At 65.1% G+C, this 26,446-nt stretch carries 31 protein-coding genes; 11 read left to right on the top strand and 20 right to left on the bottom strand.

The window, feature by feature from the left end; all coding sequences use genetic code 11:
* Positions 1-24 precede the first annotated feature (24 nt).
* Positions 25-1,719 (top strand): methyl-accepting chemotaxis protein, encoded by a 1,695-nt coding sequence (locus tag NBY65_RS32680; protein ID WP_150041396.1) that lies wholly within the window; start codon positions 25-27, stop codon positions 1,717-1,719.
* A gap of 597 nt (positions 1,720-2,316) precedes the next feature.
* Positions 2,317-3,237: a replication protein RepA gene (locus NBY65_RS32685; RefSeq protein ID WP_150041395.1), complete on the top strand. Its 921-nt coding sequence runs from the start codon at positions 2,317-2,319 to the stop codon at positions 3,235-3,237.
* A gap of 256 nt (positions 3,238-3,493) precedes the next feature.
* Here the strand turns inward: NBY65_RS32685 and NBY65_RS34240 are convergent, their stop codons facing one another.
* The 3 genes from NBY65_RS34240 to NBY65_RS32695 form a co-directional block, all read right to left on the bottom strand.
* Complete coding sequence (locus tag NBY65_RS34240) at positions 3,494-3,604, bottom strand: hypothetical protein (RefSeq protein ID WP_150041439.1); 111 nt, start codon at positions 3,602-3,604, stop codon at positions 3,494-3,496.
* Positions 3,605-3,665: 61 nt separating this feature from the next.
* Complete coding sequence (locus NBY65_RS32690) at positions 3,666-4,151, bottom strand: dUTP diphosphatase (protein ID WP_150041394.1); 486 nt, start codon at positions 4,149-4,151, stop codon at positions 3,666-3,668.
* Positions 4,148-4,366, bottom strand: coding sequence for a hypothetical protein (locus NBY65_RS32695; protein ID WP_150041393.1), 219 nt, complete (start codon positions 4,364-4,366; stop codon positions 4,148-4,150). The genes NBY65_RS32690 and NBY65_RS32695 overlap by 4 nt, the downstream gene beginning before the upstream one ends.
* Positions 4,367-4,630: 264 nt before the next feature.
* Between NBY65_RS32695 and NBY65_RS32700 the strand changes: the two genes are divergently transcribed.
* The 4 genes from NBY65_RS32700 (at position 4,631) to NBY65_RS32715 (ending at position 6,806) form a co-directional block, all read left to right on the top strand.
* Positions 4,631-5,095 carry a hypothetical protein gene (locus NBY65_RS32700; protein WP_150041392.1) on the top strand — a complete coding sequence of 155 codons (465 nt, stop codon included), beginning with the start codon at positions 4,631-4,633 and terminating at the stop codon, positions 5,093-5,095.
* 17 nt (positions 5,096-5,112) lie between these two features.
* Complete coding sequence (locus tag NBY65_RS32705) at positions 5,113-6,075, top strand: hypothetical protein (RefSeq protein ID WP_150041391.1); 963 nt, start codon at positions 5,113-5,115, stop codon at positions 6,073-6,075.
* A 110-nt stretch (positions 6,076-6,185) separates the two neighbouring features.
* Positions 6,186-6,566: a hypothetical protein gene (locus tag NBY65_RS32710; RefSeq protein WP_150041390.1), complete on the top strand. Its 381-nt coding sequence runs from the start codon at positions 6,186-6,188 to the stop codon at positions 6,564-6,566.
* A 6-nt stretch (positions 6,567-6,572) separates the two neighbouring features.
* Positions 6,573-6,806 carry a hypothetical protein gene (locus tag NBY65_RS32715; RefSeq protein ID WP_150041389.1) on the top strand — a complete coding sequence of 78 codons (234 nt, stop codon included), beginning with the start codon at positions 6,573-6,575 and terminating at the stop codon, positions 6,804-6,806.
* Between the two features lie 185 nt (positions 6,807-6,991).
* On the opposite strand, the gene NBY65_RS32720 is transcribed toward NBY65_RS32715, so the two are convergent.
* The 17 genes from NBY65_RS32720 to NBY65_RS32800 all read right to left on the bottom strand — a co-directional run bounded on the left by NBY65_RS32720 (position 6,992) and on the right by NBY65_RS32800 (position 24,340).
* Positions 6,992-7,456: a DUF2157 domain-containing protein gene (locus tag NBY65_RS32720; RefSeq protein ID WP_150041388.1), complete on the bottom strand. Its 465-nt coding sequence runs from the start codon at positions 7,454-7,456 to the stop codon at positions 6,992-6,994.
* A gap of 168 nt (positions 7,457-7,624) precedes the next feature.
* Positions 7,625-7,984 carry a hypothetical protein gene (locus tag NBY65_RS32725; RefSeq protein WP_150041387.1) on the bottom strand — a complete coding sequence of 120 codons (360 nt, stop codon included), beginning with the start codon at positions 7,982-7,984 and terminating at the stop codon, positions 7,625-7,627.
* Positions 7,981-17,274: an SNF2-related protein gene (locus NBY65_RS32730; RefSeq protein WP_150041386.1), complete on the bottom strand. Its 9,294-nt coding sequence runs from the start codon at positions 17,272-17,274 to the stop codon at positions 7,981-7,983. The genes NBY65_RS32725 and NBY65_RS32730 overlap by 4 nt, the downstream gene beginning before the upstream one ends.
* Positions 17,275-17,765: 491 nt before the next feature.
* On the bottom strand, positions 17,766-17,972 hold the full coding sequence (locus NBY65_RS32735) for a zinc-finger-containing protein (RefSeq protein ID WP_150041385.1): 207 nt from the start codon (positions 17,970-17,972) through the stop codon (positions 17,766-17,768).
* A complete protein-coding gene (locus NBY65_RS32740) occupies positions 17,939-18,382 on the bottom strand; it encodes a DUF488 domain-containing protein (RefSeq protein ID WP_150041384.1) in 444 nt (147 codons plus the stop codon). Before NBY65_RS32740 ends, NBY65_RS32735 begins: the two co-directional genes overlap by 34 nt.
* Positions 18,372-19,055 (bottom strand): DUF488 domain-containing protein, encoded by a 684-nt coding sequence (locus NBY65_RS32745; protein WP_203330510.1) that lies wholly within the window; start codon positions 19,053-19,055, stop codon positions 18,372-18,374. Before NBY65_RS32745 ends, NBY65_RS32740 begins: the two co-directional genes overlap by 11 nt.
* A complete protein-coding gene (locus tag NBY65_RS32750; protein WP_150041383.1) occupies positions 19,052-19,735 on the bottom strand; it encodes a dual OB domain-containing protein in 684 nt (227 codons plus the stop codon). The genes NBY65_RS32745 and NBY65_RS32750 overlap by 4 nt, the downstream gene beginning before the upstream one ends.
* Positions 19,736-20,077: 342 nt before the next feature.
* Positions 20,078-20,407, bottom strand: a complete 330-nt coding sequence (locus NBY65_RS32755; RefSeq protein WP_150041382.1) for a YjbH domain-containing protein — start codon at positions 20,405-20,407, stop codon at positions 20,078-20,080.
* On the bottom strand, positions 20,407-21,009 hold the full coding sequence (locus NBY65_RS32760) for a hypothetical protein (protein ID WP_150041381.1): 603 nt from the start codon (positions 21,007-21,009) through the stop codon (positions 20,407-20,409). Before NBY65_RS32760 ends, NBY65_RS32755 begins: the two co-directional genes overlap by 1 nt.
* A gap of 91 nt (positions 21,010-21,100) precedes the next feature.
* A complete protein-coding gene (locus NBY65_RS32765) occupies positions 21,101-21,385 on the bottom strand; it encodes a hypothetical protein (RefSeq protein WP_150041380.1) in 285 nt (94 codons plus the stop codon).
* A 2-nt stretch (positions 21,386-21,387) separates the two neighbouring features.
* Positions 21,388-21,828 (bottom strand): hypothetical protein, encoded by a 441-nt coding sequence (locus tag NBY65_RS32770; protein ID WP_150041379.1) that lies wholly within the window; start codon positions 21,826-21,828, stop codon positions 21,388-21,390.
* A 2-nt stretch (positions 21,829-21,830) separates the two neighbouring features.
* Positions 21,831-22,013, bottom strand: coding sequence for a hypothetical protein (locus NBY65_RS32775; protein WP_150041378.1), 183 nt, complete (start codon positions 22,011-22,013; stop codon positions 21,831-21,833).
* 2 nt (positions 22,014-22,015) lie between these two features.
* Positions 22,016-22,528 (bottom strand): DUF6011 domain-containing protein, encoded by a 513-nt coding sequence (locus NBY65_RS32780; RefSeq protein WP_150041377.1) that lies wholly within the window; start codon positions 22,526-22,528, stop codon positions 22,016-22,018.
* A 19-nt stretch (positions 22,529-22,547) separates the two neighbouring features.
* Positions 22,548-22,952, bottom strand: a complete 405-nt coding sequence (locus NBY65_RS32785) for a hypothetical protein (protein WP_150041376.1) — start codon at positions 22,950-22,952, stop codon at positions 22,548-22,550.
* Positions 22,949-23,398, bottom strand: coding sequence for a hypothetical protein (locus NBY65_RS32790; RefSeq protein ID WP_150041375.1), 450 nt, complete (start codon positions 23,396-23,398; stop codon positions 22,949-22,951). The genes NBY65_RS32785 and NBY65_RS32790 overlap by 4 nt, the downstream gene beginning before the upstream one ends.
* Before the next feature lie 14 nt (positions 23,399-23,412).
* The gene (locus NBY65_RS32795) at positions 23,413-23,682 is read right to left on the bottom strand and encodes a hypothetical protein (RefSeq protein WP_150041374.1); all 270 of its coding nucleotides are present in this window, start codon (positions 23,680-23,682) and stop codon (positions 23,413-23,415) included.
* A 25-nt stretch (positions 23,683-23,707) separates the two neighbouring features.
* Positions 23,708-24,340, bottom strand: a complete 633-nt coding sequence (locus tag NBY65_RS32800; RefSeq protein WP_203330509.1) for a hypothetical protein — start codon at positions 24,338-24,340, stop codon at positions 23,708-23,710.
* A gap of 495 nt (positions 24,341-24,835) precedes the next feature.
* On the opposite strand from NBY65_RS32800, the gene NBY65_RS32805 reads away from it, so the two are divergent.
* From NBY65_RS32805 to NBY65_RS32825, 5 genes are all read left to right on the top strand, one after another.
* Positions 24,836-25,102: a hypothetical protein gene (locus NBY65_RS32805; RefSeq protein WP_150041373.1), complete on the top strand. Its 267-nt coding sequence runs from the start codon at positions 24,836-24,838 to the stop codon at positions 25,100-25,102.
* 18 nt (positions 25,103-25,120) lie between these two features.
* Positions 25,121-25,345 carry a hypothetical protein gene (locus NBY65_RS32810; RefSeq protein ID WP_150041372.1) on the top strand — a complete coding sequence of 75 codons (225 nt, stop codon included), beginning with the start codon at positions 25,121-25,123 and terminating at the stop codon, positions 25,343-25,345.
* Between the two features lie 103 nt (positions 25,346-25,448).
* Positions 25,449-25,628: a hypothetical protein gene (locus NBY65_RS32815; RefSeq protein ID WP_150041371.1), complete on the top strand. Its 180-nt coding sequence runs from the start codon at positions 25,449-25,451 to the stop codon at positions 25,626-25,628.
* Between the two features lie 79 nt (positions 25,629-25,707).
* Complete coding sequence (locus NBY65_RS32820) at positions 25,708-26,109, top strand: hypothetical protein (RefSeq protein ID WP_150041370.1); 402 nt, start codon at positions 25,708-25,710, stop codon at positions 26,107-26,109.
* The gene (locus tag NBY65_RS32825) at positions 26,106-26,408 is read left to right on the top strand and encodes a hypothetical protein (protein ID WP_150041369.1); all 303 of its coding nucleotides are present in this window, start codon (positions 26,106-26,108) and stop codon (positions 26,406-26,408) included. The genes NBY65_RS32820 and NBY65_RS32825 overlap by 4 nt, the downstream gene beginning before the upstream one ends.
* Positions 26,409-26,446 lie beyond the last annotated feature (38 nt).

Consider the following 26,446-nt stretch of genomic DNA (forward strand, 5'->3'; position numbering starts at 1 on the left):
CCCCCCTAGCGGCGCCACATCACGATGAACCAGATTCTCGATCACCTCAGCATCCGATCCAAAGTCGTCACGGCTTTCGCGATCGTCCTCGCCTGCACGATCGGCCTCGGCTTGTTCGCGGTGCAACGGCTGGCGGCGGTCAATGTCGCGGCGGCCGAGATGCGCGACGACCAGCTTCCCAGCATCCAGGCGCTCGGTCGCCTCGATTATCTCGTGACACGCTTCCGGGCATTCCAGGCGGCCTATCTCCTCGCCCCAGAGGGTGCGGCCAAGGCGGAGGACGCCAGAATACTGCGCGACTTGCGCGAGCAGATCGAGCAGGCTCTGCTGGCATACCGCCCTCTGATGAATCCGGGCCGGGAGCAGCAGATGGGGGAGATGTTCACCCAGGCGGTCACTGCGTATTTTGCCCTGAACGACCGGTTCCAAGCCCTTGTCCAGGCGAACGAGCACGTGCAGGCGACGAGCTTCTACCGCAGCGAGATGCGCGAGAGGTTCAACAATGACCTGCAGGCACGCCTGGATGCCCTGATCGAGTACAACTCCGAGCAGGCCCGCATCAGCGGCGAGCGCGGCGCCGCCCTTGGCGAATCAGCGCAGACCTGGATCTTCGTCGTGCTCGGCCTAATGAGCGGGCTTTGCCTGCTCAATGGCTGGCTGATGGTGCGCGGCATTTCCACCCCGATCCTGACCATGACAGCGGCGATGCGCCGGCTCGCCGGGCACGACCTGACCACCGAGATCGTCGGCACCGGGCGCGGCGACGAGATCGGAGCGATGGCGGCCGCCCTGCAGGTGTTCAAGGACAATATGCTCACCGCCGACCGCCTCACCGCCGAGCAGGCTACGGCGCGGGCGGCACAGGAGCGGCGTGCGGCGCAGGTCGACGCGCTGGTGCAGGACTTCGAGCGGCAGGTGGCCGAGCTGGTGCAGCACCTTGCCTCCTCCGCCACCCAGATGACCGCGACCGCGGGGCAAATGACCCGCACGGCAGACCAGACTAGCACCCAGGCGAGCGCCGTTGCCACCGCCGCGCAGGACGCCTCCAGCAGCGTCCAGACCGTCGCCTCGGCCACCGAGGAACTCTCCGCCTCGATCGGCGAGATCACCCGGCAGGTCGAACAATCCACCACCGTCGCCCATCAGGCGGTGGAGGAGGCGCAGCGCACTAACGCGACCGTGCGGGCACTGGCGGAAGCGGCGCAGAAGATCGGCGACGTGGTCGGGCTGATCACCAGCATCGCCGGGCAGACTAACCTGCTGGCGCTGAACGCGACGATCGAGGCGGCGCGGGCGGGCGACGCCGGAAAGGGCTTCGCCGTGGTGGCGGGCGAGGTCAAGAATCTCGCCAGCCAGACCGCGCGCGCCACCGGCGAGATCGGCGCGCAGATCGCGCGCATCCAGGCGGCGACGCAGGACGCGGTCGGCGCGATCGGCAGCATCGTGCGCACCATCGATCAGGTCAACAGCATCACCGGCACAATCGCCGTCGCGGTGAAGGAGCAGGGCTCGGCCACCGCCGAGATCGCCCGCAGCGTCCAGCACGCCGCCACCGGCACCGGTGAGGTGACCCGCAATATCGGCGGCGTCAGCCGCGCGGCCGAGGAGACCGGGCAGGCCTCGCAGCAGGTGCTGGAAGTGGCGGACAGCCTGTCCAGGGGCGCTGAGCGGCTCGCTGGTCAGGTCGGCAGCTTCATCTCCGGGGTCAGGGCCGCCTGAGTATCCGCCGGCACCGCGGACGACTCCCTGTCCGGCGAGTCCCGGTTTATGCCGGCGTACGGGCGCCGTGGCAGTATCCGCTCCTGCCTTCCTGGCCCGTCTCTCGCGCCTCGCGGGTGCGTGGCTGGCTGGCGATGCCACTGGAGACTCCGTGGGCGCCGGCCTGAACGGCTGGGGATGCTCAACTCTGGATGTTCCAGGCGCCGACGTTCATCGCACGGCCTGGGACTTCTTGTCACACTGGCCAACAAGGAACTGAACCAATTTCCCGCCCTGCGGCTTCATGCCGGGCGGGGGGGGCTGCATCGGCCGGCGGAGAACTTATCCACAGGCGGGGTGGGACTTCTTGTCACAGCAAGTGGGACTTCTTGTCACACCCCCCTCAGAGCGCCCCAAATGATATCAATGGGTTACATGAGTTATCCCGGGACTTCTTGTCACACAAGCTAATATAAGAATCAAATATCTTGCTAATAGCTCGTGTGACAAGAAGTCCCACCCCCGCCTGTGGACACCTCTCCCCGCCACTCTCCCCGCCAGGGGGGTGTGACAAGAAGTCCCACTTCCGAGCCGCCGCAGATGTGGCATGCTCGCGGCATGGGAACCATCCACGATCTTCTCGTCGCCAAGGGCAAGCAAGGCACGCTAAATCTCGACGTGCGCCGAGAGGTAATCGAGGCTGCAACCGAGTATTTAGGCAATGAAGATACCGGTATCGGCTTTCTTTTCTCGGGCTGGTGCCAAGCAGCGTTGCCTCACAAGCGCCTTCCAGACGGCCAGGATTGGCAAGTAGACGCTGAAAACATCAGCCTAATTGTCGAATCGGGCGCACGCCCCGGCCTTAACGGGAAGCCTGTTAATGTCGGAGTCCCATTCGGCGCGCGCGCAAGGATGATTTTATTCTACCTTCAGTCAGAAGCACTCCGCACGCAGAGCCCGGAAGTGCGGCTCGGCTCAAGCATGCGGGACTGGCTTGAGCGGATGGGGATTCCGTGGGGCGGCGGCGTAGTGAAGGCGGTCCGCGAACAGTCTGAACGCATCGCCTATTGCCGGCTGACGTTCCATATGCGTCGCGGGGGCAAAGTCGGGCTATTAAATCAGAACATTATTGAAGCGGCTATGTTTGAGCCATCTATGGACGGATCTGGCAAATTGCTTGCTGAGAATGCCAGACTGTCAGATGGGTTCTTTCAACAACTCCAAAAACATCCCGTTCCGATAGAAGAGGCTGCTGTGAAGGCCCTGTCGAATAATAGCCAGGGCCTGGATGTGTATGCGTGGCTGGCTTACAGGCTCCACGCCCTATCGAAGCCGCAGCCCGTGAGCTGGAAGGCTTTGAAGGCGCAATTCGGGCTTGGCATCGGCCGAATGGTTGATTTCCGGCGGCTGTTCCTGGCCAACGTGCAACTCGCTTTGGCGGTTTATCCGGACGCCAAGATAGAAGTAGGGGACGGCGGGATGATCCTGCACCCTTCACGGCCTCCGGTCGCGCCGCGCCAACTCGCACCCGGCTCCTGAAGCGCCGCGAGCCAGCCGCCCACAGAGTCCCCAGCCCCGCTGGCCTGTCGATCCGAGCCGGCGAACCGGTAGGGGCGCGACAAGAAGTCCCAGATTGGGCCGCCCTTGCGGCGGCTCTGCCGGTTCAGGCCGACGCCTGGGCCGGCCCCGTCTTGGCTCACGCTCCGCACCCGGCCCGGCGTTTTCGACGGCGCCCCCGGGAATTGCTGGACGCGCAGCTCGTCCGGCCACTCGGCCGGGTTATCGCCCTTCCCGGTCACGCCCGGCCACGCCTCGCGGCGGGATCCGGTCTGCTTGAAGAAGAACGGGACGCCCAGGTCGGATCCATCGGGCGCGCCTTCGGGCCGCTCTCCCCGCCACAGATCAGCCAATGACGCCCTTCTCATCCGGCGGTGGGGCCTGACGCGGAGGCGCCAGGAGGACTGCCGTCATCCCATCGCCCCCGTGCTGCCGAACCCCTTGGCGCCACGGGCGGTCTGCGGCAGCTCCCGCTCCTCGCCGACCGCGTAGGAGATGCGCTGGAACACGATCTGGCACAGCTTCACACCGTGGATGACGTGCCAGGGCTCGTTCCCGGTGTTGAGGACGATCACCTGATACTCGCCGGTGTATCCCTCGTCGCAGACGCCGCCCAGGATGGTGATGCCGTAGCGATCGGCGAGGCCCGACTTGTCCAGCAGATGGGCAAAGGTCCCCTCCGGCGGGGTGATGGCGAGCCCGGTCGGGATGCGCCGGCGCTGCCCCGGTGGGACGGTCAGGCACAGGATGCCACCGGCCACCCTCTCCGCCCCGTCGCGCTTGTAGAGGTCGGCGCACAGGTCGAGCCCGGCATCCTTGGGGTGCGCCCGGGTCGGTACCGTGGCCGTCATGGTCAGGCGGCGGAAGCCGAACGTCTCGGCGGCTGGCTCGCTCATCGGCCGGCCTCCGCTGCCTCGTCGCGCAGATCCGAGACAATCAGCCGGCGCGCCATGTCCGTCAGGCGGAGAAGGGCGAAGGCGGTGGCGAAGCTGCCGGCCTCCGGCGTCGGGCGCATTGCCTGCTCCCTGCAATGCGCCAGCATCGCGGCATCCTCGGATTCCTGGCCCTGCAAGACTGCGGCGGCGGCGAGTTTGTGAACGTCCCTCGGCACGTCGAACTCCTTTTCTGCTGTTCCCCGCTGCGTCGTTTGGAAACGGCGCCTCGATCTGACTACCACCATTCCATCCTACGGACCAGGACAAAGGCCGGACACTTACCGGATTTTTGACGGATACACCTACGGATAGAAGCCGGATGTATGCTGGACAGTTTGCCCGGATTGGGGGATGATTCGACTCTCGAATCGCGGCATGGTCCCCCCGCATGCCTGGACAGAGGCGGGACGATGACCGGACGGAAGAGAGGTGCCTTGGTAGTGGACGCGATCCTCGAAGCGGCTCGTCAGCGGCCTCCCGAGAAGCGGGGAGGCCATTCGCCGCTCTACGAGCATCTGTGGGACCACTACGAAGAGTTGGCGCCAGGGCTGAACCCGCCACGGCGCCCGTATTGGGACGGGGTTGCGGCCGCGTTGCGCGCGCTGCATCCGGGAGAAACCGCGGCGCAGATCGCGGACGGCGACGGAAAGCCTCCTACCGGCGAGCGGGTCCGCAAGGCGTGGTGGCAGGTCCGCCGCGACAAGGCCCGGCTGGCAGGGGATGGGGCGCCCGCGAGGGCGCGCCCGGTCGCAAAAGAGACGCCAGCGCCAGAGGCGCCGGCTGCCGCCGCCGCGGCACCGGTGGCCAAGACGCGGCGGAAAACTGCTCCTCCTCCCGCGGCCGCCGCCGCGGAGGAGGAGGACGAAACGGACGTGCTGCAATTCGCAGGCGGCCGAAAAGTCTGATCTGAAAGGGAACTGGTATGGCGCAAGCGCCAAAGCTGAACGTGGTGAAGGAGAACCCCCCGGATGCCGAAAAGGACGAGGGGAAGTCGCTGGCCGATCTGCTGGCAGAGGAGATGGACGAGGTAGTGGTCCCGGCGACCGCGAGCCTCCCCACCGACGCCGGCCCCAAGCGCACCCAGCGCACGAAGCCAATCCCTGACCTGTCGGGCACCGCGCCCGTCTGGGCGCTCATCGGCTCGGGGGACAGCGGCAAGACGACGATCGCCCGGACCCTGGGCGGCAAGCAGCTCGAATCGGCCCCGGAGTCGCTGGACCGGACCATCCTCCTCGCCTCCGATCCCGGGGCGCGGCTGCTGGTCGAATTTTTCGCCCAGGTTATGCAGCCCCCGGGCCGGAACATTGCCCAGGTGGTCGAGTGGCAGCGGAAGGTGTTCGGGGCGCTGCCCTCCGCACGGGGCAAGGGGAAGTTCCTGGGCGGGTATTTCGACCTGGGGGCCGACGCTATCGCTTTCGGCGAGCTGATCGCCAGCGGCCCGACGCTGCCGGATCAGCTCCGCCAGGGCGCGGTGTCGCTGATCGGGGCCTATGTGCTCACGCCCGCGGTCGATGACGTGGCGCAGCTCGCCGAGCATCAGCGCCTCGGCGTCAAATGGCCGGCCTCGCTGCTGATCCTGAACCTGGGGCGCGCGGATAGCCCGGCATCGTTCGAGACGATTCGCCGCACCCCGGCATATCAGCGGGCGCTTGAGGAAGGCGCGGTCGAGCTGTGGTGGCCTCGGCTGGCCCCGCAGGATCTTGCCCTGTGGATCGAGAGCCGCCGGTTCCTGTTCCACGAGGCCCGGGACGGCATCGTGCCGGAGGGCAACAAGAACCCGCCCATCCCCGGCGTCTACCGGCCCGTCGTGCGCCGCTACCTCGAAGCGGTGAACGAGGAGCTAGCGCCGCTGGAAGGCAAAGGCTTCCTACCGTGGCTGGCGTAGCCGGCCCGGAGGGAATACGCGCCCTGATGGATGCTGTGGCGCGTGGGGAGGAGGAGGCAACGCCTCCTTCTCCCCCGTCTGCTCTGCCCGGGCCTGACGCAGCGAAGCTGATGGCCGATTTCCAGGGGCGGGTGGATCGGACGCTCGAACGGATCGTCGCCGCGGCGCGCGCGCCGGGCGTGAAGGGCGATCCCTACTGGCGGGAAATCTTCGTCGCCCAGGCGGCCTTCGTGGAGCTGATGCCTGCCCTGGCGCGGATCATGTTCGAGGCCCGGCAACCGCTCCCGCCGGCAGCGATGGAGGCGTTCCAGGCGCGGGTGATCGCCGCGATGGAGGCGCGCGTCGGCGCGGCAATCGAACGGGAGTCCTCCGGCTGGAAGAAGGCATTCGACCGGCGGACGTACGCTGTGGTGGCCGCGGTGCTCGGGGGCGTGTTCGTCATCGGGTGCCTGATCGGCTTTGCAATCGCATTCCGGCTCACAGCCGGGTAGGAGGCCATGATGCTGCGCGCCGCTTTCCTGGCACTGGCCCTGCTGGCGGCGCTCCCGGCCGCTGCTCGCGATCCGACCGCGGAGGAGGAGTGGCGCGCGGATCAGTGGCTCCGCGACAAGCGCGCCGCCCAGGAGCGGGCGTTCCAGGCCGAACAGGACCGGTCCGCTCGGGAGCGCGAAGCGGACCGCGATCGCCGGGCCTTCGATGCGGCCCGGCGGCGGCCGGATACGCTCCGCTAAAGGATCAAGTTTGAACAAACGATCCAAATCAGTGGATTTCGAGTGCAAGTAACGTTGCCGCCATGAGAATACTGACAGGCACATAAAAAAGTTTATTTTGGCTCGGATCCTAATGGTGAACCCGTGGCCGAAATAGGCATCTTGTCCTCTCTGTCACTTTCAGTTTTGTACAACCATGATATGACTTAATGAGTCTTTTCAATATCCTGCACTTTTGGCCAGATTGCCTTGAATATCTCCGTTCGGACTATCTTTTCTATACCTTCAACCTTGATATGGTCAGGATGAAATTCGGTTGCGATTAGGCTGCGCAGGCGCCGGTATTGAGAGCGATCCCCGGAATCAGTTTTAATGCTTTCCGCATGAGCACTTTCAAGCTCGCAAACGCGAGTGGCCAGTGCTTTAGCTCGCTCCTTCCAACGGTCATGTTCGCCCTGTAGGAATGCCAGCTTATTATGAACCGCTGCTATCTCATCACGAAGTTGCTCTTCGACAGAGCGCGGGCGGATCGGTTTGTTGCTACGTGGAGATATCTTGGGTGGGGCAGATTCTGGCTTCTCCTCTGTAGACGGCAGGATCTGAGCCATTAACCAGATCAGCAAGCCAAACAGCACGATAGCAAATAGTAAAAGTGCTATATTTAATTGCAAGACTCACGCTCTTTCGTGCAACGGGACGACGCAGTCCCAGATCCAGCCTCTGACAAGAGGTGAAGCGATCATAGCGGTTTCGTTTCTCTTTGGCACCTTGGACCATGTCGTGCCAACTATGGAATGAATGCTGACCGGCATGTCGAAAGGGGTATTCGGGCACGGATCCTAAAACCCGATGTCGGGGTCGTAGATCGTCACCACCTCGCCATCGGGCGTCTCGACCTGACCGTTGGGGCGCCCGAAACGTGCGTTGTGCCCATACTCCTCGAAGGCCGCGGCCAGGATCTCCTGCACCCCGCCCTTCGGTACCAGCGCCGCCTGCTCCTCGTCCATGTACGGCTTCTTGCCGGACGGCAGGTTGGACAGGCCCGGCACCTCCTGGCCATGCCCGGTGACGTGCAGGGCCAGCTTCACCGGCCACCACCACACGCCGAACAGGCGATAGTTGGCCGGGTTCTCCTGCAACACGCCGATGATGTTCCGGAGCGCGGTCGGTACGTCGATCTGGCCTGGGGTGTCGCTCAAAGGTGCTTCTCCCTGATGAACATCCCCCCGTCCTTGCGGAACGTATAGGGGTCGATCTTCTTGGCCTCATGGTAGGACAGATCGCGCCGGATGACGCCCCGGATCGTCTTGCCATTCGCCGTGACGTGCTCCACGAGCTGGCGCCCGCCATCGGGCCTGTTCGCCGATTGTCCGGCTTTCGCCGGCTTCTGTCCGGGAAACGCTGGCTTTTGTCCGGATATCGCATCCGGCTTCTGTCCGGCTATTTCCGCCGGTTTCTGTCCGGCTTCCGGGGGCTGGGTGGGCGCTGCGGCTGGCATCGCCGCCGGTTGCGGCTTGGGGTTGGGCGCCGGCTCCGGCGCGGGCGGCATCTCCCTGCCCGCCCCCACGGCGTTCAGGAAGTCGCCCACCTTCATGCCGGGGTTGGTGCGGTCGTAGGAGCTGCCCGGGACGGGCATGCTGAACGTGTGGTGGTTGATGCTGCCCTGGTAATCGCTCGGCGCCGCCTGCCGCAGCGGGGTGTGCAGCAGCCCTTCGGCCGCGGCCTTGTCCCACAGCTTCGCCACCACATCGGCCGGCCACGCCCCGGCGGCCAGCGAGCCGCCATACTGCGGGAGCTGCACCGCCGGCTGTGCGGCCTCAACCGCGGAGCGGAAGTCGGGCGCCGCGTCGATGCGCTCCCTGATCCGCTTGTCGGCGGCGGCGCGCGCCTCCTGCACCGCGCCGTCCCCGTAGAGCTGCCGGATGATCTTCTCCCACGGGTTCGCCTCGAACCCGGAGTATTCCCGGTTGCTGTCCGGATAGCTGGCCTTCACGCCGACATGGGTGGTCTTGCCGCGGCGGCCGGACACGAAGTTGTTTCGGATGCGGCGGCGCGATGCGAGGTCGGCATAGGCGGCGATGGCCTTCTCCCGGTTCTCCGGGGTGGGCAGGAGGAAGTCGTTGTCGGCGAGGCGCTTGCGCGCATCGTAGCTCTCGGCGGCGAACACGCTGCCATCCGGCCGCACCAGCGGCAGCGGGCCATCCCAGCCGTAATCCTTGTAGGCGGCCGCGGATGCCTTGAGCTGGCGTTGCAGCTCGGCGGCGCGCGCCTGCACCACGACGGGCGGCATGGCCGCGACTTCGCCCAGGTGGGCAACGCCTTTCTCCTCGGCCTCCTTCTTGGCCTTCGCCTCGCGGGCGGCCTTCTCCGCCGCGATGTGCTTTTCCTCTTCCTCCTGGCTGTAGGCGATCGGCGTCACGCCCGCCTTGAACTTCGCCGCGTCCATGCGGACGGTCTTGCTGTCATCGCCTGGGGTGGCCCCCCATTGTCGGGCAATGATCTGCGGCCCGGCATCATTGCCCAGGTCCACGCCCTCGACCACCCAGCGCGTCGGCGAGGAGCTGTAGTGGATCGGCCCGCCGGAGCCGCCGGCCAGCTCGAACCCCCTGCCCTTCGTCCATGCGACGTTGGTGCTCGGCTCGATGTATGCCGGCTCGACGCTGTCCAGCAGCTCCTTGTGTGCGAACCATTTCGAGTGCCGCAGCGTGTCAGCGAGCACGTCGGACCGGTATTCGAGGCGCCGCATTGCCGCGCTCGGCTCGGCTCCCTGCGGGTGCTTGGCGCGCAACTCCGCAAGGCTGCGGCGCATCTCCTGATAGCGCGTGAACTGATCGGTCGCCTTCCCGCGCTCCGCCGCTTCGGTGCGCGCCTGCTGCGCCTCCTTGTCCTCCGACAGTTTCTTCGCAGTGGCGTCTGGATCTTTGGACAGCGCGATCATCATCTCCTCGCGCGTGCCGCCGCCCTCGAACACGAGGTTTTCGACGGTGTCCCCGCCATTCCACAGCAGGTCTTGCCAATCCTTCTTTGCGCTGATCGTCTGCCAGCGATAGCCGTCGAAGCTGCCGCGGGCCAGATAGGTGTGCAGTCGCACCGCCTTGTTGGTGTTGCCCTGGCGGAGCCCGCGCCCGTTGCGCTGCTGTAGGGTCGCAGGCTCCCACGGCAGATCGAGATGATGGATGTCGGCAGTGCGCTTTTGGAGGTTCACGCCCTCCTCGGCCGTCTTGTTGGCGATCACCACGTCGATGCGGCCGGAGTTGAAGGCGTCGCTGATTTTCTGGCGCGCATCGCCGGTCTTGGCGGTGTTGCCGTTGATGATGGCGATGCGCTCGCGCGGGATACCATGCTTGGCGATCATGTCCACGATCTTCTCGTGCGTGTCGATCGCTTCGCAGAACACAACCTGCCCGCCGTCTGCTGCGCCCCTGGCAACGTTCTTTGCGCACAGCTCCATCTTCGGGCTTGCTTCGCCTGCATGCTCCGGCCCCAGCAGGGACAGGTCGAGCGTCGCCTTCTGCATCTTGTCCATGACGGAAAAGATGTGCGCCTCACCTTCGGCGTCGATCTTGCCAGCGGCATCGTCCTTGCCGGCAATGAGCGAGCGAAGCTCCTCGTAAACGGCTTCCTGGGCCGGCGTCATATCGACCATGTGCTGCTGATCGTCGCGCTCCGGCAGCTCAAGCCCGACATCTTCGGCGGTCTTGTGGTCGATGTAGCGGCGCATTACCTCGCGCAGCTCGGACAGGTTCTTGAAGCCTGTCACGCACAGATCGTCGTCATACTCGCCGTTGAGACCGAGAATCTTCCGTGTCTCGAACACGCAGAATCGGTCGAGGAAATCCTCGGCGTTCCGGATGCCCATGCGCTCGAATGCCTCGGGCGCGATGTGCGAAAGCATGGAGTAAACTTCAAGCGGGCTGTTCTTCGTGGGCGTGGCGGTGAGCATGAACACGCCCTTCCCGCCGTTCGCGTCGCGCAGCGCCCTGGTTTTGTGGAAGGTGTCCAGCGCGCGCTTGCTCTGCCCGGATCCGCCCAGGAACTTCGGGCTTTCGCCGAACCGCTGGCGTGCGGCGAACAGATTCTTGTAGCTGTTATGAACGAGGATGCCTTCGGCGATGTAGTTGTGATGGCGCTCTACTTCGATGTTGTAGACGACGCCGCCCTTGCACACTCCTCCAAACGTTTCGTCAACTCCCCTATCGAGAGGCGCAACACGCGCCACCCGCACCTCCATAAAATCGCCTCCCTCCTGTGGTCCCGGCCCTGCTTGGAATACGATGGGTGCAATGCGATCACGTCCATGGCGATCAGCAGCCCGGGGTGTGCGATGTCCACCTTGTAGCAAAACGGGATGCCGTTCTCCGGATACGGCTCCTTGACCATGTGCTCCGCCACCCAACCATCTCCCAGCACGGCCAGCAATCGCGCCTTCGCCTGCGCAATCTCTGCTTCCATGGCGGAGGGATTCGGCCTCTTCCGGGCTTCCCTGGAATGCGCCGAGTGGGTCTTGTTGCAGAAGAAGTTCCGCTGCCCCTCGCGGCGCCTCCAATCCTGCTGCGGCGTCAGCTTCAAGGGCGTGCCGCACCACGCGCATGGAAGCGTCGCCGTTTCCAGGCGAGGAACGCTCCGCCTCCATGGGTCGCCTTTCTTCTTCACCATCCGCCGGTCCCCGCTTGTTTTTGAACGCCACGTCACCGACAGCGATATCTTCGGCAAAGATGTAGCCGTGCGGCGTGAAGATCGGGTGCTTGCCTGTGCAGATCAGCGTCGTGCCGTCGTCCATCTCGATCCGATAGAGATCGCGGGGGACGCGGATCTGTAGGTTGGCAACTCTGGAAAGGACGATGCGACCGGCGGCGTGGTCGAAGGCCCGCACCAAATCCCCGGCATGGAAGCTCTCGATGGGGCGCCCGTCCACCAGCGTCCCCGCCGGGAAGCAGTGCGCCTCGTCCATGACGAGCATGTCCACGCCAAGGTCATCGAAGAAGATCGAGCCCTCGCGCTTGGTGAAGGTCTGCTTGGCCTGCTGCAGCTCGAACGCGGTCCGGATCTTCCCGCGCTTCTTGTCGCTCTTGGCCCGGTCGAGCGCGTCGGCGCGCTGGGTCCAGAAGTTGTCGTTTTCGTAGCGGTCGCGCAGCTCGGGGGAGACATCCAGCTCGTTCCAGGCGGGCTGCGTGATGAACACGAAATCCCAATCGTTTTGCGTCAGCGATTGGAGCTTTTGCTTCCGGGTGGCCTCGTCGTCGGACACGGCCTTCATCGTGCCGTCCCGCCCCTTGACCATGCTCTCGCCGATCACGAGGACCCGGCTGCCGGGGAACCACTTCTCGGCCTCTGCAACCCAATTCGCGACCACGCTCTTGGGGACAACGAAGGTTGGCCGCTTCGCCTGCCCTGTCTGCTTGGCGAGGCGCGCCAGCATGAGGCCCCTCACCGTCTTGCCAAGGCCGACATCTGCGGCGACGATGCCCTTGCCCGCTGCCAGTGCCCAGCGAACGCCGCCGTACTGGAAAGCCTTCAAGCCCTCCGTGTTCATGCCGGCGATGTGGATGGGGGCGTTCGAGAACTCGCGTGCGCGGAAGCCGCGATACAGCCTGTTGTATCGGTCCTCCATCGCCTCTCGACGTTCGCTGCCCAGCAGCCACGTCTTGAACTCGCGGTTCAGGGCCTCGACTTTTTCTGTCTCGGTCCGGCGCACGCCATCGCGGTTAAGAAAACGCTCCACCAGCTCCGCATCGTTGCCGCGGAAGGGGGCGCCGCCGTCGTCTGCCCTCCGGATCGACCATGCGCCGCTGTCATAGGTGACGCTGTATTCGCCCGGCTCCCAGGCCCGGCCAGGATTGCGCTCCTTGTAGGCGTCGTTCCGCGCCGTGAACCACGCCTCGATGTCGCCCGGCTGGACGAAGCCGGAGGAAAGCGTGACTTCCACGTCCTCAAGGCTCTTGGGGTCGATGGCCTTTTCCAGCTCGGCGACCTGCCGCTGATACTTCGCGCGCAGCTCGGGCGCGACGCTCGGCTCCGCTGCGGCGGCCCGGGCTGCATCCAGCTTCGGCCACAGGTCGCCGGTCATGTAGCCGTCGATCGTCGTCCACGTCTTGCCGTCCGCCTCCACCGCGAAGTCGGAGGAGGCGTGCAGCCGATCCAGCACGGTATCGACGTGCGCGTTGGCCGCGGTGGCGAGCTGGTCGGCTGTGAACCCGCCCCATTCCAGCGCCAGCCGCGTCGCCACCGTCTCAAGGTCTGCGGCCTCGGCCTCGCGCACGCGCCCGGTCACGAGGTCGGAATAGCTGCCGTCAGCGTTGACCGCGCCCAAGATGCGAGCGACGTGGCGCTGGGCCTGCTGCACCTGATGGGCGTGGTCCTCGGGATGCACGTCCTCGCCCCGGGGCATGAACGGCGCGGCCAGCCACGCGCGGAGCTGCTTGTTGCTGGCTGGCGTGCCGTGGGCCGCCACCCAGGAGTCCAGGGCCTCGATCAGCCCCGCCCGGGTGAATTTCGGATCGCGCGCCCGGCCCTCGGCCAAGTCGTCCAGCAGCTCCGCGATGTGCCGGGCGTCCTCGACCGCCTCTGGAACCTCCTCCTCGGCCCGGTTCCATCGTGGCGGTTGGCCTTGCAGGACATAGCGGACGCCGTTGACCACCCGCACGTCCCCGGGCTGCGCGACCTGATAGGGGGTGCGCAGCGCCGCGTTGGTCACGCGCCGGCGGGCCGCCGCGTCGTCGCCCAGGCTTTCGAGGATGGCAGGCACGGACGGGGAGGGGGCTACCGGCTCCTCCGGCGCCCAGGTGGACAGGGCCTCGGGCACGCCCTCCATGCTGCCGGCGACGGTCGCCTCCTCGCCGAATTGCCCCATCTTCGTCGTCACGCGGCCCATGACGTTCGGGGCGCCGCGGCCCTGGAAGTAGGTCCCGGCCAGGAACTCGGCGTCCCATACGCCTGCGGCCTTGAGCTGGTCCTGATCGAGCGCGCCCAGCGCCCCGGCGATCTCCTGGGGGCGCTTGCGGAACACGAGGATGTCGCTCGTCACCTCGGTATGGGCAGCCTGGAAGCACGTATTCGGCAGCCGCCGGCCGCCCAGGAACTCCGCTTTCGCCATGATGCGCTCGCGGAAGCTGCGGGTGCCCTGGGCGTCCATGATGCCGGTCGGGACGATCACGGCCACAAGGCCCCCGTCCCGGCATTTGTCGAGCGCGGTATCCACGAAGTACTGCTCAGCGCGCGGCAGCTCCGGCTTGTCGTCTTTCAGGAGGCTGCCGCGGCCGCAGAACGGCACGTTGCCGATCACCGCGTCGAATTGCCGGCCGTCCTGGGTCGCGAACCGCTCAAGACTGGCGTTGTGGATGTCGTGCCCGGCCGGGCCGTGCAGGATGCCGGCGATCCGCGCGCTGGTCGGGTCCATCTCCACGCCCGTAACCCGGGCGGCCTCGGGGGCGGTGTGCAGGTAGACGCCGGTTCCGCAGCTCGGCTCCAACACGCTCCCGCCGGAGAAGCCGGCATTCCGCAGCATGTCCCACATCGAGGAGGCAACCGCCGGCGGGGTGTAGAACTCGCTCTGCGAATCCCCGACGCCGCCGTTGCCCGTGTAGCGGGCCAGGGCCTCGCGGTCCTCGTCCGTCATCTCCTCGTCGCGCTTCTCGGCCAGGATGGCGAGGGCGCGCTTGTTCGCCTTCTTCCGCTCGCCCTTCGTGGTGCCGGGCTGGACGCCGAAACTGGTCAGCTTCGCCGGAGCGGCCGGGGGCGGGGACTCTGCCGGCGCTTCCGGCTGGGGCTCCTCTGGGCTGGCGCCCCCCTCGGCCTGCGCCAGCTCGCGGCGGCGCTGCGCGATCCGCTCTTTGAGCTGATCCTTGGTCAATCCCACGGGCAGACGGGCATAGGCCCACGCCGGATCGTCGGGACTGCTCCCGGCTTCCCACGCCTCGCGGTCCGCCAGGGCGTGCTCGTCCTTCTTCAGTTCGGACCGGATTCCGGCGATGTGCTTCTCGCGCTGGAAGGCGGCAACGGCGCTGCGCGTCAACTTCGGGATGATTTTGTGGAGCCGCCCGACAAGCTCCTTCTTGCCCTTGGGGTTGGCGGTGAAGGGGAGGGAGAGGGCGTCAGCCGCGGCTTGCAGGTCTTGGTAGGTGAGGGATTCGAGGGCGGCGATGGCGGCCGGAGCGTCGTCGCGGTCGAGCGCATCGCGCACCGCGGCCACCACCGCGGCCCGGTCGCCCTTCGCCCCCTTCTTGGGGCGCTCGGCCGGCGTTTGTCCGGCTTTTGCCCGCGTTTCGTCCGGCTTGTCCGCCGCCTGCTGTCCGGCCTGCGCCGGCTCCTTCCCGGCCTTCTTCCGCCCTTTTTTCTGCGGCTGGGCCTCCTCGATCGCCTGGGCGAGCGTCTCGCCGATGGCGTCGGTCAGGAAGTTGAAGGCGGCTTGCCCCTTCAGGCTAGACAGGAACGCGTCATGCTTCCCGTCCGCGTTCGCATGCTCCACCACGAGGTTCATCAGCGCGTCGGCATAGGTTTGCAGGCTCGGATCGCGCTGGTTCCGCTGCGCAATGTCGAACTTCCGCCGGTTGGCGGCTTCGAGCATTTCCTTGGCGGTCATCCGCCCGGCGGCTTCCTTGTCGCCCCTGGCGGCGGCATGGAGGAGGACGGAGGCAGCCTCGCCATCGCCCTGGCGCAGCTTGATCGGCTCCGACTTTGCCCCCGGGGCCGGCTCGGCAGCCGCCGGTGGTGTGTCCGGCTTCTGACCGGCTTCCGCCTTGGGTTCGTCCGGCTCCTGTCCGGCTCCGGCCGGCGCTGGGTCCATGTTGGACGCCAGCTCGATGGCGTCATGCAGGCGGAGCTCGGTCAGGCCGAGCCGCTTGCCGGCCTCCTGCACAGGGGCGCCGGCGGCATCGAGCGCCTTCTCGTCCTCCAAGCTGCGGCTTGTGGCCCATTTCTCCCGGGCACGGTCCTGGGCGTCCACCAGGGGGCGCAGCTCCCGCGCCGCCGCGTCGAGCTGGGCCTCGTCGCGGGCGTCGTCCTCCGGGGTGCGCGCCGCCTGCTGCGCATCCGCCCGCTGCTGGCCGGTGGGGAGGCCAAGCTCGTGCGCGAGCTGGTCGATCTCGCGCCCGATCCCCAGCAGGGTGTCCCACCCCTTGCCGCGGGCGATCTGGATTTGCTCGTCGCGGAACCGGACGGAATCGCGGTGCTTCGGGCCGATCTTCGTCACGCGCAGGGCGGTGCGGACCGTCACGTCCTTGCCGGCGTCCCACCGAGCCTGCATCGCGTCGTAGATCGCCCGGCGCCACTCCTCGTCGCTGGCATGCAGCGGGTCAGCGGACGGCTTCTGCTCGGCCGGTGCTGCCGGCATTTGTCCGACTTCCGTCTTGGATACGTCCGGCTCCTGTCCGGTCCCGGCGGCGTATGCCTGCCCCGCCTGGGACATGGACACGTTCGGCTCGCCGCCCAGCTCGCGGATCGTCGCCTCGGGGTCGATGCCCAGCTTGCGGGCCTGCTCGCGGAATTTGGCGAGCATGGCCTGCGCCGCCTCGCGCTGGGTGGCGCGGTTCTGGTAGGCGTCGTACTCGTAGCGCCCGTCGCCCTGGAATTTCTCGTCGGTGCGGCGGGCGCCCTCCATCGCGGCTTCCACGTCCGCCAGGGCGGCCAGCGCGCGTTTCAGCCGCCCCTTGATGGCGTCCGGCACCTTCGCCGCCGGCTCCGTCGCCTTCGGTGCCTCCTGGGCTGGCGCGGGAGGCTCCGGGGACTCTTGCCCGGCCACTTTCGGGTCCGGCCGGTCGAGCCACAGCAGATGCCGTTCCTGATCGCCGATCTGAACGGCCGCAGTCCGATCTTCCGGCCGCAGCATCGCCTGATCGTCGTTCCGCAGCAGCCCGGCATCGCCGCCGTGGGCCAGGGCGAACAGCGCCCGGTCCAGATCCTCGCGCGGCACGTCGGGCATTGCGGCGCGGATGTCGGCCAGCCGGGCGCGGCGGTTGACCTGCCCGCCGGTCAGCTTGAGGTAAGTCTGGACGATCCGGTCAGCGATGGATTGGGGCGCGGGCGCGGCCTGCGGAGCCTCCTGCGCCTTCGGCGCCGGCTGCGGAGCTGCGGCCGGTTCCGGCGCCACCTCCTCCGGATGCGGCGCGCGGCGCTCCTTCAGCGCGGCCAGCCGGCGGTCAATGTCCTGCGGCTTGGCCTCCGGTGTCGCGGCAGGCTGCTCTGGCGCCGGAGCTGGCGCGCCGAACAGCATGGTCTGCCGATCGTCCGTCTTGGGGGTGCGCTTCGCTGGGGCCTCGGCCGCCAGCCGGGCGCCGAACAGATCCGGCTGCACATGCACCCTGGCGGCCTCCGGCACGGCGCGGACCACCCGGCGCTTGTGCCGGGTGGCCTTGTGCGGGGCCACGAACGTCCCGTGGGTGTTCGTGTAGCCTGCGACTTCGACCTTATCCGCGAACAGGTCAGAGCTGGCGCCGCCGCGGATTACCGCCTTGGCGAAGAACAGGAGGACGGGTGGCGGCGTGTCGGTCTGCATGATGCGGCGAAGGCTGCCGTCACGACCGCCGACCGTCTCAGCCGCGGCACGGGCCGCGCGCTCAGGCTTTCGGCTCCGCCATCGCCACCAGGGAACGTTTACCTTTGCTTGAGGCGGATGTCCGGTTCCGTTACGATTACGTTACGCCTCGCGCATGGGTGCGGGCGGTTAGTGGGGCTGATCTATGATTGTTCGCTTGGGCAGGGTCCTTTACTGGCTCGGGGTCTGCTTGGCCGCGATATTCGTTGTATGTGCCTTCCGTAACGCAGCCATGGTGCTGTTTGGATACCCGCTGGATGAAGTCTCTTATTTCACGGCATTGTGCCTTTTTATTGCCGTCGCTTGCTGGTTAGCCGGCAAGGCCGCACGATACGTTCTCTCAAATGAATAAAGCGCCGTCGCCACGCCGCTTGCTCGGTTCTGGCGACGGCGCTTCATCGGCCAACGGCCATGCAGATCCGCTCCACCTCGTGGCACAGATCGGCGTCCATTCACGAGATGTGGCAGTACGCCGGGTCCATGTAGAGCTGGCTGGCCAACCAACGATACCCGGCTCTGCGCGCAACGCCTTTCGTGCAGCCGTCGCGGCGCATCTTCGCCTGCCACAGCCGATCGAATGCCGCGTGGGCAGCGATGCGGGCCTCGCGCGTCGCGACTTCAACCGCTATAGGTGCCTTATTTTTAGGGCGCCGCCCCATTTGGAATTAAGATACTCACAGACCAGTCGCCTGTGGCAGTGGTGTGGGGTGGCTTCGGAACAAAGAAGGCAGGCACCGTCAAATAAAGATGGATTGAAACGGTCTTCAATTCTGCGCTCTATCATCAAGTCAAGAAATTTTTTCTGATACTCATCCCAATCCCCTTTATCGCGTTTGAATGATTTCAGCATAGTATCTGTAGGAGCAAGTAGCGGTTGATGCTGGTATTTTATGTTGCCAATTTTTTGGAGAAAAAAAGCAAGATCATCGGCCTTAGCAAAACCCGAAAGCTGCGACGTATTGTGCAGCCGAACATCGTAGAGAACTTTGACGCCAGCCGAAACGAGGCGGTCAAAGAATCCCTTCGCATTGGTTTTAGTGAAGCCGATAGTTGTAACGTCAAAAGGCATGATCAGACCAATGCGGTGCGGCCGGCGCCATCAGTTCTCGCGCGGGTTCCCGGTAGGCGACGGATCTCGCCCTTGACCGATAGGCAGCAGCCAGTAGTTCTTCGCGAGTTGCAAACATGTCTTTATTTTCAGAACCAGATAAAGCTAAAAGCTTTTCTTCTATCTGGTATTGGGTAACGGTCTTTCCATCACTCAATATGTGCCCGAGTAAAATTTTACGCGCTGCTAGCGCTCTCCCGACTAAAAGGCAGCGGTGACAATCTAGCGGGTTATGTTCCGAGCACATGAGCGCAATCGTATGCTCATTGGAGCCTTTGACAATCCGCTCAATGCCTTTCAGAAAGGCAGGCTCCACAGCCATTTTTTCATAGTCCGCAACTCCGTCGCAATAGAGGTTGCTGGCGCGAGGGCGACCACCCAGCTCTTTGCCGAGGAACACATATTTAATTCCGATTTCCCTGAGCGCGGCACGAAATTCGTCACGGCTGAAGTGTGGGGAGCGCCGTGAAAATGGCGTGCTTCGCACGTCAGCAACGGCTGTTACTCCTGCCTTTTTAAGCAGATTGAGAAATGAATCGAGGGCAAGCGTGGAGTGCCCAATTGTGAGCACCTTGGTACCCTCTCTTGGCTCCACGGCTTCCTCCTCGCTTACTCTGGTAAACGACGCGCTCAAGGCAGGAACACCCCTGCAATCAGCTTATAGACATACCCATTTAATGGCTCACCAAGACTAACACATAAAATCGCTGCCCCAACAGGGTAAGTTGCTTCTGGTCTAGAAATATAGAGCGATCTAGTCTCTGGGTCAGTGACAGCCAATCCATACCTGGCTCCGGAGTACGTAAAATAACCTCGCACTGTCTTTTTATTAGTAAAACTCGGATTTTCTACAGAAACTCGAATTTCTAGGTCAGCTACATGTATGAGCCGCAAGGAATAACCGAAGTTCGGCGCGATATGTTCCGCAACACGGTCGTTGGCGCCGCTGCCGCTGGAAAAGAGAGAAGTGCCCCATAGGTCGCGTTGAAGCGGGTCTAGGGCTTTGTCGAGTTCCGCAGGTGCGGCTCTTCGGACCAGCCTCCAATACCATTGATTGTCGATATTATGGTTTTCAACTTGAAATGCATGCTGAGACTTCGACGACATCTGGATTTCAATGACGTCGAGCAAGGCGGGGTCAGCGCCTCCGTCATAATGGCGGTCTTGATACGAGACCGCGCCGTGGTCTGCTGTACCTATAGGTCGTATCCACTCGCCAAAACCTTGCGGGGTTACGACTTTTCCGGCGATGCATCGCGCGCCGAGTTTCCACGAGTTCGCCAGACAGATGATCGTCTTGCTGTAGGTCGCCAAGTTGCCTCTTCCTCTCCTTTGCGCCTGAATGTCGCGCGTAGGAGGCAGAGCTTACCCCTACTGCGGCGGGAAAGCGATCAGGAGCCTACCCCGAACAGAGCATAACATATTGGGGTTCGTTGAAACACCCGTCGTCCAGAGTGACGATCCATGAAGTCCGCTCTTTGACGAACCCCCCGCAAAACCGCCATTCCGCTTCCGGCTAAGACCGGCCATTCGGTCTCGTCGACAAAATGTCAGAGAAGGGTCACTAGCTTCGCACGGCCGTCGCAATATGGGCAGAGGAGCCACCCGTCCGCATCGCGCAGGAGCACCAGCTTGCGCGCCTGCTTTGCGGTAATGCTACCTGCGGCCGCCGTTGATGCACTGGTTATAGATCATGCCTTTCATAGCGTTGGGCGGCACATCAACCGCGGTGCTGTAGACCGCAGTGATGATTTGTTCCGCGAGGGCGAGGCGTTCCTGGGCGCCTGGGGTCGGGCTGTATTGGTACAGCAGTCGGACGGTCTTGCGCTGTTCGTCCTCGGCTATGCCTTCGTCGCGATCCTGCGCGAATTGTTGAGCCATCGCCGCATAGTCGGCGCAGACGGCCTGCGGTGCGGCCTTCGCCAGCACGGGGCCTGACGTGGCGCAGAACAAGACGGCGGCCAGAATGATGCGTCGCATGTTCATCAGAACACGAGCCTTCCATTTTCGTCGCGTTGGTATTTGCGGTTCCCGCCGGCTGCGGCGGGCTTCGCTGGCGGTGGCTTCACCGGCGGCGGTTTCACCGGTGTCGTCTCCTTCGTCGGCTGCCCCTTGCCGGCAGCCAAGTCCTCCAAGTCGCCAAGCATCTCCCGCAGCTCGGCCGGCTGGTATTCCCAGGCTGGCAGGAGGGCGTGGGTGTAGGCTGCTCCATTCTGCCCATGGAATCGGCGCAGGCCGGAGACGGCTGGGAAGGTGAGGAACCACCCGCTGTTGCGCCCGGCCTTGATGTGCATGGCCGCCCCGGCTTTCAGCGGCTGGCCGCTGTCCAGCGCGGCGCGGAGCTGCGCCGCAGCTTCTGCCGCGCCTGGATTCGGCGGGTCGAGCGCGAGGCGCGGCGGATCCGGAGGCGGTGGTGGCGCGGTGGCCACAGCGCCCGGCCCCGGGTTGGGGTGAATGGCCGTGTAGGGGGGAGGCAGCTTCGTCTGGTCCCGCCCGCAGTCCACGGCCCAATCCACGAGGAGCTTCGCCTTTTGCCTCGGCAGTTCCTTCCGGTGCAGCTCCGGCACTTCGGGCCACTCGATCGTCACGAGATCCATCCAGACGGGCAGGGGTGCTCCCCCAGACACCCGCCCCACGAGGGCGGCGCCGCGGTACTGCTCTCGTGGGGCGCCTGACATCTCAGTCCTCGCGCGTGACTTCAAAGATGGCGGCAGACCGCGATTCCACGCAGAGTCGCTGGAAGCCATCGAAGCGATCGTCGCGGACCATCACGGCATCCCAGAGTCCCGTCTCTGTATCTTTGTAGATGATGGGAAGGGTCAGATCGAAGCCGCGCTCTTTCAGGTCGGCGATGACGTTGTCCAAGTCATCGGTGACACTGCGCGTCTCGTCCCAATGTTCGTCGCCCGTGTCCTCAATGCAGATCACGTTGTTGACGATCTCGGTCGTGTAGCGGGATCGCATGGTTAGCCGTCTCCCCGGATTATGCTGATGCGCTGCTGGGCCAGCAGCGACAGGACCATGCGCGCGCGGCGGCGGTAGCTCTCGCACGCTGTCATGCCGATCTGCGTCCCGCACCCCTCGCCCCAGCGGGCATACTCGGCCGGAACGCCTCCGATCTTCCGCTTGTGCGCATCAGGCTCCTCGCAGTCGGCGAGGAACATGGACTCCGCCAGGGCTTCCAGCTCCGGCGGGTCCTGTGGCACCGGGTAGAGGGTGAAATTCTCCGGCTCGATCGCCGCGATTTCCTCCGCCTGGGGCCGCGGGTAGTGCCCGGCGTAGCGGGTGCAGTTGGTGTAGCCGCACTCGTTCGGCCGGTAGTAGCCGCGGTTGTGTTTGAAGATCAGGACAGGCTCCTCCGGCGCATTGGGCGCCGGATCAGAGCTGGGGCTTTCTTCGCGTTGCACGGTCAAGTGTTCCGAATGGATACGATGACGAGGAGGAAAGCCACGGCCTGGAAGGCTATGCCGATGCTCATGGCGCCCCAATCCGGCGCGCCCACCTTGAGGGAGCGTGTGCCGTGGATCATGAACGGCCCCCCGGCGAGGCTGGCAGCGCACGCCAGAAACATGAGAAAAAGAGGGTCGCTCACGGTCAATCCTCCACCGACACCGGACCGCGGGGCGTGGCGTCGCCCAGGCGCTGATCGCGCAACGCCATCATGGTGGCGAGCATCACCCTGGCTTCCTTGTAGTCGGTGCTGCCGGGGGAATTGAGCGGGTAGAAGCCGGCGAACACGCCGTTGCGGATCGTCAGACCGTCCCAGCGGCCCATACTGTCGCAGTAGATGACGGGCATGTTCAGCTTGAAGCCACGCTCCCGCAGATCGAGGACCACACGTTCGGCATCATTGGTCACGCTCTTGGTGCTGTCGTGCCCGGTATCGCGGATGGTGATGGCGGCTATGCCGAGCACCGTTTCCACCTCCGTCGTGTATCGAGCGCGCATTTCCTCAGCCTCCTTGCTGGTGGTCTTTGGATGGGCGCTGCCAGCGCAGACGGGGCCGATGCTCCGCTCGATGCTGGCGGGATTTTTCAGGGCGCGGCCGCAGATGCCGCAGACTGCGCCGGGGCCGCTGTATGCGGTCCCAGCAAACAGGTCGTTCATGCCCGGGATGCGGGGCATTTCAGGCCGGCGGGAAGCCATCCAGCTTGCGGCCGGCGGCTTTGCTGAGTTTGCGGCAGAGGCTTTTCGCGGCACTCCGGTAGGCGGCGGCCTGCTCCTTCGTCAGCTCTCCCGTCGCCACCGCATCGTCAATGTCAGCAAAGAACGTCGAACCGCTCATGCAATCCTCGGCGATCTCAACCGCCAGATCGTCCGTCAGGTCGATGCAGCGCCGGCTCTCGACCTGGGCGAGCAAGCCGCGGGTACTTGCCTCGATCTGATCCCGCGTCCACGGGCAGGGGACTTCGTTCCCGTCCTCGTCCTCGCGGTAATCGCCGATCGCGTCGGCGATGCAGTCAGGGATCGACAGGCGGTGTTCCAGCAGCTCGGCCTCCGCGAGCGTGAGCTGCACGGTGCTGGTGGTCATGCCGCCAGCTCTGTGCCGGAGGCGATGCCGCTACGCGCCGGCTTCCCCTGGGCGATAGCCTTGGCGTGCCGGTCGAACTCCCAGAACCGCTGCTCACGCTCCGGCAGCCCACGCACGAACATCTGGCGCTCATGGCGGATCTGGCGCGCTATCTTGAGCTGGCGGCGAACCGCCATGCGGAACGAGATGTCCCAATCCCCGTGAACGTTGCCCCAGGCGGCCTCAACCCGGTTCCACTGCTGGGACGGCAGGGGGCGGAACGTGGCATTCCAGGCCGCATCCCAGGCCCGCGGGTGCGCGCCGGCGGCGGAGGCGATGGCCTCCTCCAAGGACAGTCCCAGGCGCTCGCGAAGGGCACCTCTCATGTCATTCTGCTGGCGTTGGCCTTTCCACATGACGCGGGTGATGCGGTAGGTGGCGCGATAGGATTCGCGTGCGATTGTCATGTCTGCTTCCCTTCTCACCAGTCGCAGGCGTTGTGCATGAACTGCTCCTCGCCGCGGTCCCGCAGCGGCCGGCAGTCCATGTCATCGAATTTTTCAATGTCGATCTCGCAGGCGGGCGGGGCGTCCGCGTAGTCGAGGTAGACGTTGCCGGCCTGTTCGATGCTGTCGATCAGCCCGCCCAAGTCCTCAAGATCGAGGAGCGCCGGCGGGGTGTAGGCCCGGAGGGCTGCCAGGATCAGGGCTTTGTCGGAAGCCGCCAGGGGGAACGGTGCGTTCGTGGCCATAGCCAGTTCCTTTCGTTTTTTCTGATTAAGCCGCAATCCACTCCTTCATCCGCTTCCGCATCATGCCGATCTCGTCGTTGATGATGGTGATCTTGCATGACGGGGAAAGGATGCCCATCAGCCGAAACTCGGCCAGCAGGGCTTCGGCGACGCGGCAATAGCGGTGCCCGCCGACGATGCAGATTTCGGTGAGAGGCGCGCCGGCGGCGCGCTCGGTCAGGACGATCTCGCGGAACGGGGAGGTCCGGCCCATGGCGGCCAGCTTCGCCCGGTAGCGGTCCCGACCGGCCTCGGTCTTGGCCTTGCAGGGCTCGGCGACGGGATAGAGGGCGCTTCCGCCGCCAAACAACATCTGCTCGGCAATCCGGTCTGTCATTTCTAGATCGTAGTTATCGATTTCGCGGCTGCCGCGGATCAGGCCGTATTTGGCCGAGAGCGCCGCAACCTGGGTGCGCTCTCCGTTGGGATCGGCGTTGCGGAGCGTCGTCCACAGCGGGCCGGTGTAGCGGTCCCGGGCCGGTATCTTGCCTTCGGCCGGGTTCTTCGACTTCCCGCATTGCAGGATCAGAAGGCGACGCGAGGCTTGGGGGGCCTGGGCAGCCAGCAGGTCAAACAAGCTACCTTGGCTGATCGCAGCTTCAAGTTTGCGGTTCGACATCGCCGTTCTCCTTCGGCACCAACAACACCACAGGCGCATCAATGTTGCAAAATAAAAATGCGCCTCTGGTGCATTTTTTGTGGTTGTGGATTGAACGCGCAATGCGCCTGTGGTGTTGTTTGCCTGCAAAGAGGAGTCAGCGATGTTCCGCACAGAGGCCGGGCCGTTCCAGCAGCTTTCATTCGCGTTCGATCAGCGGTGAAAGAATCGCCGCGGGACAGTTCGTGCTGCCCACGAGGGCGCACGGACCAATTCGTCAGAGTTCAGCGTCGAGGCGATCGAGGGGGCCAAGGCGCGGGCCTTCGTCGCCGCGGTCTGGCAAAAGAAAAACGCGCCTCTGGTGCATTTTTCTTTGTGGCATGGCTTGCGCCATCAATGCGCCTATGGTGTAGTGTCTCCGACACCAAGAACAAGGCAGCGCCACATTGCAGAAGCCCAGGCCCTGATCTCCGTGCTGCGCAAATCCGACGCTTCCCGCTAAGCCGGAGGTCGAACATGACGTTGGGCTACCCTGGCGCCGGTCTGACGTGGACACCGCTTCAGGCGCGATCCCTGCGCTATGCCAAAACGCTAGCATTCCGCGCGGCGCCGATGCTGGGTGTGGTTCGTGTCGATCCGCCGCTCGATGATTGGGCCACGTCGCCACTCGGCGAGCTGTGGTCGGCTCGCGCCTTCACGGAGACAGCAGATGGCTCTCTCGTCCTGCTGCGGAAGCGGGATGGATCATACGCCGTCGCGTTCAAGGCCAACCCTTCCAGCTAATCCATGAAAGGAACAAACATGTCTAAAGAATCTGACAAACTTCGCGCGGAGTGGCCCGGTGGCGAGAAGCAGGCGCGCCAGCATTTGGAAGGTGCCGGGTACAAGCTGAACGATGATGATTACTGGGAAGAACCCAGCCCAGGTTATAAGCCGACTGACCAGGACTGGTCCGCGCTTGAATATCTTGAAGCGGAGTTTGGGTACAATGGGCTGATCGGTGAGGCTGATCCCGAAGAAGATTAAGGTCCCTAGAGCCTTGGGGTATTCCTTTCAACGCCGGGCTGCTTAAACGACGCTGCTTATGCGTGCCCAAGACACTTTCAAGCCCTCGTTCCTAGAGGCTGCCGTGTCCGAAATTAGCACCATCCGCATCATCGCCACTCGCTGCCTGCGCTGCGACGCCGATACCGGAACGAGCGCCGATGCGCCCGCCTACTGCGAATCTTGCATCCAGGCGATGCAGGAGGAGGCCGATGAGATGGAGAACTCGCCGGCGCGTCCCGCGGAAAAGCCCCACTATGAGTAATCGGCGCTGCCCGATCGGATGCGCCGTCCGATGCAAGCCGGGCGGCACGCCGCCGTGCTGGTTCGAGGGAAACGATGATGTGGCGTCCCTGCTCGACGCCAGGGCGGAGCGGGAGAGGGAGGGCGTGCGCGCCCTCCTGCGCGACGTTGGGCGGGCTGACGTGCTCGCCGACTTCGACGCGGCCATGCGGGACAACCGCCTGGGCCTGACCGCGGCCAGGGCGACCTGGGCGGCGCTCTCTGCGCCGCAGCGGGCGGCCCTGGCGGAGCTGGTGCGCGCCGGCGCCCTGGTGCGGGACGGGAAAGCCTACCGATCCGGCAGCGCGGGGCCGGCGGCCTCGCCGCCAATCCGCCTCGCCACGATCCGGAACCTCGCCGCGCGCGAACTGGGGGCCTGGGCGGGCGGCGCATTCGACCCGGAGGCGCGGCTGGAGGTCACGGAGCGCGGGCAATTCGTGCTCAAGCACGAGGGCGAGGCATGAACGAGACTGCGGACGGGGAGGCCATGGATCTGCCCCGTGACTTCGACGCCGCTGTGGATGAGACCGGCTTGGGGCAGAAGGGGGTGGCGCAGTTGGGCGGCTGGGCCATCCCAACCGTGAACCGCTGGTGCCGCCAACGGGAAAAGGACCACCGGGATGTCCCCCGCGACGCATGGGCGGTAGTGCTGGCGTTCCGGAAGCTGTCCCGCAAGAAGCAGGCGGAGCTGATGGCGGAGCTGGATCTGGTGGCGCCGCCGAAGCCGAAAGGCGGTGGTGAGCCCGGCGAGCCCGGGTCGTGACGGCAGCCTGCCACCATGGCCGCAGCTCCATCCCCTGA

Source organism: Rhodovastum atsumiense, from assembly GCF_937425535.1.
GTDB classification, from domain to species: domain Bacteria; phylum Pseudomonadota; class Alphaproteobacteria; order Acetobacterales; family Acetobacteraceae; genus Rhodovastum; species Rhodovastum atsumiense.